This is a genomic window from Acetonema longum DSM 6540 (assembly GCF_000219125.1).
Classification (GTDB): domain Bacteria; phylum Bacillota; class Negativicutes; order Sporomusales; family Acetonemataceae; genus Acetonema; species Acetonema longum.
This window is the reverse complement of record NZ_AFGF01000166.1, coordinates 26654-33848: the sequence shown is the minus strand read 5'-3', so window position 1 is coordinate 33848 and position 7195 is coordinate 26654. Positions and strand designations below refer to the sequence as shown.

Sequence of the window (7195 nt, the reverse complement as noted above, 5' to 3'; positions counted from 1 at the left end):
ACTTGCCTGCCGGATAGTTTTCTATTATACTGCGATATATGGACTAAGATTGCGTTTTACAAATTATGGATAAATCCCCAACTATACGTGAATCATGAGGAGAAATCAATATGATCGAAAACAGCACTGGTATTTTAGCTGCCTTTGCCCTGTATCTGGGCGTAATGATGGCCATTGGAATCTATTACTGGAAGAAAGAGCAAACCATGTCTGATTACATACTAGGCGGAAGGCAATTGGGCCCTTGGGTCACTTCCATGAGTGCTGAGGCTTCGGATATGAGCGGCTGGATGCTGATGGGTCTGCCGGGCTATGCCTATGTCGCCGGTTTACAGGCGGGTTGGATCGCTTTAGGCCTGATTTTGGGCACTTGGGTGAACTGGCAGTTTATCGCCAAAAGGCTGCGGCAATATACCCAGGTGGCCAATGATTCTTTGACTGTGCCGGATTATTTTCAAAACCGGTTTCACGATCATTCCAATGTGTTGCGGATTATTTCCGCCGTGTTTATTCTGATTTTTTTCCTGCTGTACACTTCGTCCGGCTTTGTGGCCGGCGGCAAACTGTTTGAGACAGTGTTCGGCCTGCCTTATACCACAGCCTTAATTCTGGGAGCGTTTGTCGTTGTATTTTACACTTTTTTGGGCGGCTTTATGGCCGTGTGCTGGACGGATTTTATTCAGGGCGTTATGATGTTTTTTGCCATTCTGGCGGTGCCGATTACGGCTTCGGTGTTGATGGGCGGTCCTGTAGATACCCTGGCGGCCTTGTCGTCGTTGAATGCCGAATTGTTTAATCCTTTTACCCATCCGGACGGCAAAACGGTCTCGGTCATCGAGATTATTTCCTTGCTGGCCTGGGGCCTTGGCTATTTTGGACAGCCTCATATTTTGGTGCGGTTTATGGCTATTCGCGACACCGGAGAGATTCAACAGGCTACGAATATTGCCATGACCTGGGTGGTATTCTCGTTGGCGGCCGCGGTGTTAGTGGGGCTGGTGGGTCGGGTTTATCTGACTCAGCCGCTGTCAGGAGCAGATGTGGAAACTGTGTTTATGGTCATGACTCATGACATTCTTTCCTCATTTTTTGCCGGATTGATTCTCTCAGCTGTGTTGGCAGCCATTATGAGTACGGCTTCTTCCCAACTGTTGGTGACGGCTTCAGCTGTTTCCCAGGATTTTTACAAGTCCTTGGTGAGAAAAGACGCCGGGGAAAAGGAATTGGTCTGGATCAGCCGCTTGACCGTAGCTTTGGTATCGGTACTGGCCGTGATCCTGGGACTGAATCCCAACAACTTTATTTTAGACATGGTAGCCTATGCGTGGGCTGGTTTCGGCGCGGCTTTCGGCCCAGCCATTGTATTGTCTTTGTTTTGGAAACGTATGACCCGAAACGGTGCCCTGGCAGGGATTATTGTCGGCGGCCTCACGGTACTGTTCTGGAAGCAATTCGCCTGGTTTGGCCTGTACGAAATCGTACCCGGGTTCATTTTGTCCTGTCTGGCGATTTATCTGGTCAGCCTGCAGGATGCGCCGCCAGACCAGACGATTCAGGCGGAGTTTGAGGCAGTGAACCGTCAGGGATAGCAGGAAGACCTTCCCGGACCTCTTTGGGGTAACCGGATATACATAGTCCCATGGCCTAATAAGGTCTATTGCGGCAATACCGCGTTTTCAACCCGTTCGCTTGGCCGCCGTTAATTATTTGAATACTTGGCAACCCTTTAACAAAGCCTAAATCAAGAGTTCCAATTTAGAAGAATCGGAACGCAATCATCAAAAAGGGAGGGCATGGTATGGCGCCGAAAGTCATTGTGGTCGGCGGGGGGTGGGCTGGGTGTGCTGCGGCGCTGGCGGCGAGAAAAACCGGCTGCGGGGTGGAATTGTTTGAACGGACCGATATGCTGCTGGGGACAGGGCTGGTGGGTGGCATCATGCGCAACAACGGGCGCTTTACAGCCGCAGAGGAAATGATCGCCTTGGGCGGCGGTGAGTTGTTTGCAATCACCGATAAAGTATCGCGTCATCAAAATATTATGTTCCCGGGGCACAGGCACGTCAGCCTGTATGATGTGGCCCGGGCGGAGCCGGAAGTCCGCCATGTCCTGCGGGAGGCGGGGATTACCCTGCGGCTGCAGGCCAGGGTCAAAGACATCCAAAAGGAGCGGGACCGGATAACAGCGGTGATTGCCACGAGCAAAGACGGTGATATAATGGCTGAGGGAGACGTGTTTGTCGATGCGGCCGGCACGGCCGGTCCTCCGGGAAACTGCACAAAATATGGCTATGGTTGTGTGATGTGCATTTACCGCTGTCCCACCTTCGGCCCCCGTCTGAGTATTGCCGCCAAAGCCGGCGTGAGAGAGATCATCGGCCTCAAGGCCGACGGCTCAATAGGCGCTATGAGCGGTTCCTGCAAGCTTCACAAAGATTCCCTGGCGCCGGAAATCGTCAAAGAACTGAATGAAACAGGTGTGGTTATCGTGCCCGTTCCCCCAAACCTGCAAAAAAACAAGGATTCCCTGAGCCAGAAGGCCTGTCAGCAGTATGCCCTGGCTGAATTCGCCGAGAATGTGATCCTCCTGGATACCGGCCATGCCAAACTGATGAGCCCCTATTATCCTCTAGACCTGCTCCGGCAAATTCCCGGCTTTGAGAACGCCCGCTTTGAAGATCCCTATGCCGGCGGCATAGGAAATTCCATGCGCTTTGTGGGCATGCTGCCTCGTAACAACGCCCTCAAGGTGAAGGGACTGAACAATGTGTTCTGCGGCGGTGAAAAAGCCGGACTGCTCGTAGGCCATACCGAGGCCATTATCACCGGCACTTTAGCCGGCTATAACGCCGGGCGCACCGCCCTGGGCCAATCTGCCCTGGAGCTGCCCGGCAGCCTGGCCTGCGGCGACGCAATCGCTTTTGTCCGGGAAAGCATGCAGACCAAGCAAGGACTGACACAAAAATACACCTTTTCCGGTTCGGTATACTTCGAACGCATGAAAGAAAAACATCTCTATACTACAGATATCCATGAGATCCGAACCAGGGTGGAGACAGCAGGATTAAAAGGGGTTTTTGCCGAAAGAATATAGAATGCTACTGTATTAAAATCAATACAATAGAGTAGATACTTGCGCATGTAATGTACGCTTGGTTAAGAGTAGGAGGATATCACATGAAGAAAAAAATCCGGGTGGGTATTATCTTTGGGGGCAAATCGGCGGAACATGAGGTGTCGCTGCAGTCAGCCAAGAATGTTCTCGATGCGATGAACAAAGAAAAATATGAAGCAGTATTGATCGGGATAGACAAATCCGGACGCTGGCAGGTCAACGAGGAATCACAGGTTCTCCTGCACGCCGACAACCCGAAACTGATCCAACTGAATAAATCGAATCAGGGTGTGGCATTGATTCCCGGCGAAAGAAGTGAACAGCTTCTCAATTTAACCAGCCACAAATCCTTGGGGCAAATCGATGTGGCCTTTCCGATCCTGCATGGACCTTTTGGCGAGGACGGGACGGTTCAGGGCCTGTTAAAACTGGCCAATATCCCCTTTGTGGGGGCGGGCGTACTAGGTTCAGCCGCAGGTATGGACAAAGACGTAATGAAGCGCCTGCTGCGGGATGCCGGCATTCCTATTGCCAAATACGTAGCGGTGGATTACCGTACGGTAAAAGACCCGGAAGCCAGCTTTGAAAAAGTAGAAGAAAAACTGGGTCTGCCGCTCTTTGTCAAACCTGCTAATCTGGGCTCGTCGGTAGGGGTCAGCAAGGCCTCCACCAAAGAAGAATTCGATAAAGCCGTGGCCTACGCCCTGGAATACGACAGCAAGGTGATCGTTGAAGAGTTTATCAAAGGCCAGGAAATTGAATGTGCGGTGCTGGGCAACAGCGATCCCGTCGCCTCGCTGCCGGGAGAAATTCTGCCGAAACGGGATTTTTACTCCTACGAGGCTAAATACATTGATGAAGACGGCGCCGGCCTTGAAATCCCCGCCAAACTGCCTTCTGATATTGTGACTCAGGTACAGCAGATGGCCATCCGGACTTTTAAAGCCATTTGCTGCGAAGGAATGGGCCGGGTGGACTGCTTCCTTAAAGATAACGGCGAATTGATCGTCAATGAGATCAATACCATTCCCGGTTTCACCCGGATCAGTATGTATCCTAAGCTATGGGAAATCAGCGGCATTTCCTATACCGAACTCATTGACCGGTTGATCGAACTGGCGCTGGAACGGTTTGAGCGGGAACAAAAATATAAGACTGTCGTTGAGATGTAAGATGTAGCACGCTGCAACCCCGGCCGGATAAGATCCGCCGGGGTTTTTACATGCTATGAACTATTTTGTCGCTAAATAGGACCATCGGGCAATGGCGTAAAGCAAATAATTAGGGCAAAATAAGAGCAGAAGACTTGCGGCAATATTTACTCCACCGGCAGGAAGTCGGTGTTTATCAGCGAATGTATTACATTTGGCGTATAGAAATCGAGAAAAAACAAAAATGAATGCAAGATGACTGTTCGTTGTGAAAAATGCCGTATTTTATGAGACAGGAGTAGAAGGTTTTGCTGAAGTCATTTGTAAAATTCTCCCTGGTCGGGGCCTCCGGCGTGGTGGTCAACATGGCGGTCTATACCCTGGCCATGTATGCCGGGCTGCATTATCTGGCTGCTGCAATCATAGCTTTTTGTTTTGCGGTGACCAACAATTTTTACTGGAATCTTATATGGACGTTTCGCGGCCAGGGGAATAAAAGCACCCGTGACAAGTACTGCCGCTTTGTCCTGGTCAGCGTCCTGAACCTGGTAGTGAACCTGCTGATCTTAAAAACATTAGTGGAATCGTTTTCCCTGGACAAAGCACTGGCCCAACTGGTTGCTATCGGCTTGGTGAGCTTGTTGAACTTTGTCATGAACCGCCGCTTTACATTCAATGATTAATACATAAGATTGTTGCTAAACCTCATCTGCGGTCTCGGATCTGGGCAGAATGCCGAAGTGACAGATGGGCCTTTTTCAACGGTCCCCGGGAGGAGTTTAAGCATGATTCTTGTAATCATTCCTACTTATAATGAGCGTGACAACATTGCCCGGATTATTCCGCAGGTACTGGCTCAGCATAAAGACATCCATATCTTGGTTGTCGATGATAATTCCCCGGATCAGACCGGGAAGGCTGTCGAAGACCTGATGGCGGGAGAATGCGCCGAACGGCTTCATATTTTGCGGCGGGCCGGCAAGCTGGGTCTTGGCACCGCTTATATCGCCGGCTTTAAATGGGCCTTGGAACGGGATTATCAGTATATCTTTGAAATGGATGCGGATTTTTCCCACAATCCGGACTATATTCCGGATTTTCTGCGGGAGATTGAACATTCTGACCTGGTGATCGGCAGCCGTTATGTGGCCGGTGGCGGCGTGAAAAACTGGGGTATGATCCGGCAGATGATCTCCCGGGGCGGCAGTTTGTACTCCCGTCTGATTCTGGGCCTGCACTTCCGGGACCTGACCGGCGGCTTCAAATGTTTCCGGCGGGAAGTCCTGGCATCTCTCAATTTAGAGGATATCCGCTCCAATGGTTATTCCTTCCAGATTGAGATGACCTATCGGGCTTTTTTGAAAGGATTCCGGATTCGTGAGATTCCAATCGTATTTGAAGACCGAACTCTTGGCAAATCCAAGATGTCGCGCAAGATCTTTTTAGAGGCAGTTTTTATGGTGCTCAAGCTGCGGCGGGATAAAAACCATTTTCAGTTATGAGGACACGGATAAAGTGGCTGTTTGCCGCTGTTATTGCGGTGAACCTGTTGTATAATGCCAGCCTGCCGCTGCATTTTGACGAAGCCTATTATTGGATCTGGTCCAAGCATTTGGATTGGTCCTATTTCGATCATCCGCCTATGGTGGCTTACCTGATCCACCTCTTCACTATTGGGGGGGACAGCGAATTTTTTATTCGTTTGGCGGCAGTCTTTTCTACGACCTGCGCCGCTTTCCTGGTTTATCTTTTGGGGCGGGACATGTTTTCACCCCGGGTTGGTGAGCTGGCGCTGGTATTGTTTTTATTTTTACCCTTGGTCCATATCGGATTTCTGGTAATTACCCCGGATTCACCGCTGTTTCTATTCTGGTCGTTGGTGCTCTACCTTTTTTATCAAGGGATTTTCCACGACCGGGCGTATTGTCTCTATGGCGCCGGAATAGCCGGCGGACTGGCGCTGATGTCAAAATACACCGCAGTCTTGCTGTTTGCCGCCTTATTTTTGTTTTTGCTGTTCTCGCCTTATCGGCGGGTATTCCGGTCCGGACGACTGTACATAGCCTGCGCTTTGGCGTTTTTGGTTTTCCTGCCGGTGGTGGCCTGGAACGCCGGACATGACTGGGTATCTTTTCGCTTCCAGTTTGACCATGGCGTGGCTGCTCAGAAGGTGTTTAACCCGGATACGGCGGTCGAATTTCTCGGCGCTCAGGCGGGTGTTTTCAATCCCCTGTTTTTTCTGGCGCTCCTGTATTATGCGGCAAGATATTGGCGGCGGAATCTGAGCGATCCCAGACTGGCGTTTTTATTCTGGACATTCGCTTTTCCGCTCCTATTTTTCGGCTATCATTCCCTGTTTAAAAAATCAGAGGCCAATTGGACGGTTCCGGCGTATATTGCCGGTGTGGTCCTCCTGGCCTATTGGCTGGATCGTTTTCGCTGCCGCCGGTTGGTGGCGACCGGATTGGTCCTGTCGCTGCTAATCATCAGTCTGGTCAAATCACCCGAATTCTTTCCGGGACTGCCCCGTGAGATGATCATGAAGCAGCAGCTGCAGGGCTGGGATTCGGTCTTTCACGCCGGCAGCCGGTATGTAGAGCCCGGCGATGTGGTGTTAAGCGATAGCTATGAAACGGCATCCCTGGCATGGTATTATCTTGCTGGCCGGCCCCAGGTCCACATCCTGACCCCGGCGCGATTTTCCCAGTTTGATTACTGGCGGCAGGATCTGGCAGGCAGGACGATTAACCGGGCTGTATTTTTCGGCAGCAAGGAACAAAGGCCTGAGCTAGAAAAAATTTTCATGCAGGTAGAGCCGGTGGATACAATATATTACCGGGACCGGTTTACAACCCGTGAAATTCAAGTCTACCGCTGTTATGGCTATTTGCTGCAGGAGAAAACACTCTCGGCCGTAACGCAGTAAAGGGTT

Annotated in this window: 6 protein-coding genes; all 6 read left to right on the top strand. The window is 50.9% G+C overall.

The genetic code is table 11. From position 1 onward, the window contains the following. Positions 1-110 precede the first annotated feature (110 nt). The 6 genes from putP (at position 111) to ALO_RS21025 (ending at position 7189) form a co-directional block, all read left to right on the top strand. Complete coding sequence (gene putP, locus ALO_RS15540) at positions 111-1589, top strand: sodium/proline symporter PutP (protein WP_004097641.1); 1479 nt, start codon at positions 111-113, stop codon at positions 1587-1589. 209 nt (positions 1590-1798) lie between these two features. Then, positions 1799-3091, top strand: coding sequence for an FAD-dependent oxidoreductase (locus ALO_RS15535; protein ID WP_004097639.1), 1293 nt, complete (start codon positions 1799-1801; stop codon positions 3089-3091). 83 nt (positions 3092-3174) lie between these two features. Further along, positions 3175-4284, top strand: a complete 1110-nt coding sequence (gene ddlA / locus ALO_RS15530) for a D-alanine--D-alanine ligase (protein WP_004097637.1) — start codon at positions 3175-3177, stop codon at positions 4282-4284. Between the two features lie 287 nt (positions 4285-4571). Then, positions 4572-4946: a GtrA family protein gene (locus ALO_RS15525; protein WP_004097635.1), complete on the top strand. Its 375-nt coding sequence runs from the start codon at positions 4572-4574 to the stop codon at positions 4944-4946. A gap of 102 nt (positions 4947-5048) precedes the next feature. Beyond that, a complete protein-coding gene (locus ALO_RS15520) occupies positions 5049-5765 on the top strand; it encodes a polyprenol monophosphomannose synthase (RefSeq protein WP_004097633.1) in 717 nt (238 codons plus the stop codon). Beyond that, entirely contained in the window at positions 5762-7189 is a 1428-nt protein-coding gene (locus ALO_RS21025) for an ArnT family glycosyltransferase (protein WP_004097631.1), read from the top strand. The genes ALO_RS15520 and ALO_RS21025 overlap by 4 nt, the downstream gene beginning before the upstream one ends. Positions 7190-7195: the final 6 nt, after the last annotated feature.

Excerpts from the sequence above, each read along its gene's own strand:
- putP (WP_004097641.1), top strand. The coding sequence starts at position 111 with ATGATCGAAAACAGCACTGGTATTTTAGCTGCCTTTGCCCTGTATCTG.
- ALO_RS15535 (WP_004097639.1), top strand. The coding sequence starts at position 1,799 with ATGGCGCCGAAAGTCATTGTGGTCGGCGGGGGGTGGGCTGGGTGTGCT.
- ddlA (WP_004097637.1), top strand. The coding sequence starts at position 3,175 with ATGAAGAAAAAAATCCGGGTGGGTATTATCTTTGGGGGCAAATCGGCG.
- ALO_RS15520 (WP_004097633.1), top strand. The coding sequence starts at position 5,049 with ATGATTCTTGTAATCATTCCTACTTATAATGAGCGTGACAACATTGCC.
- ALO_RS21025 (WP_004097631.1), top strand. The coding sequence starts at position 5,762 with ATGAGGACACGGATAAAGTGGCTGTTTGCCGCTGTTATTGCGGTGAAC.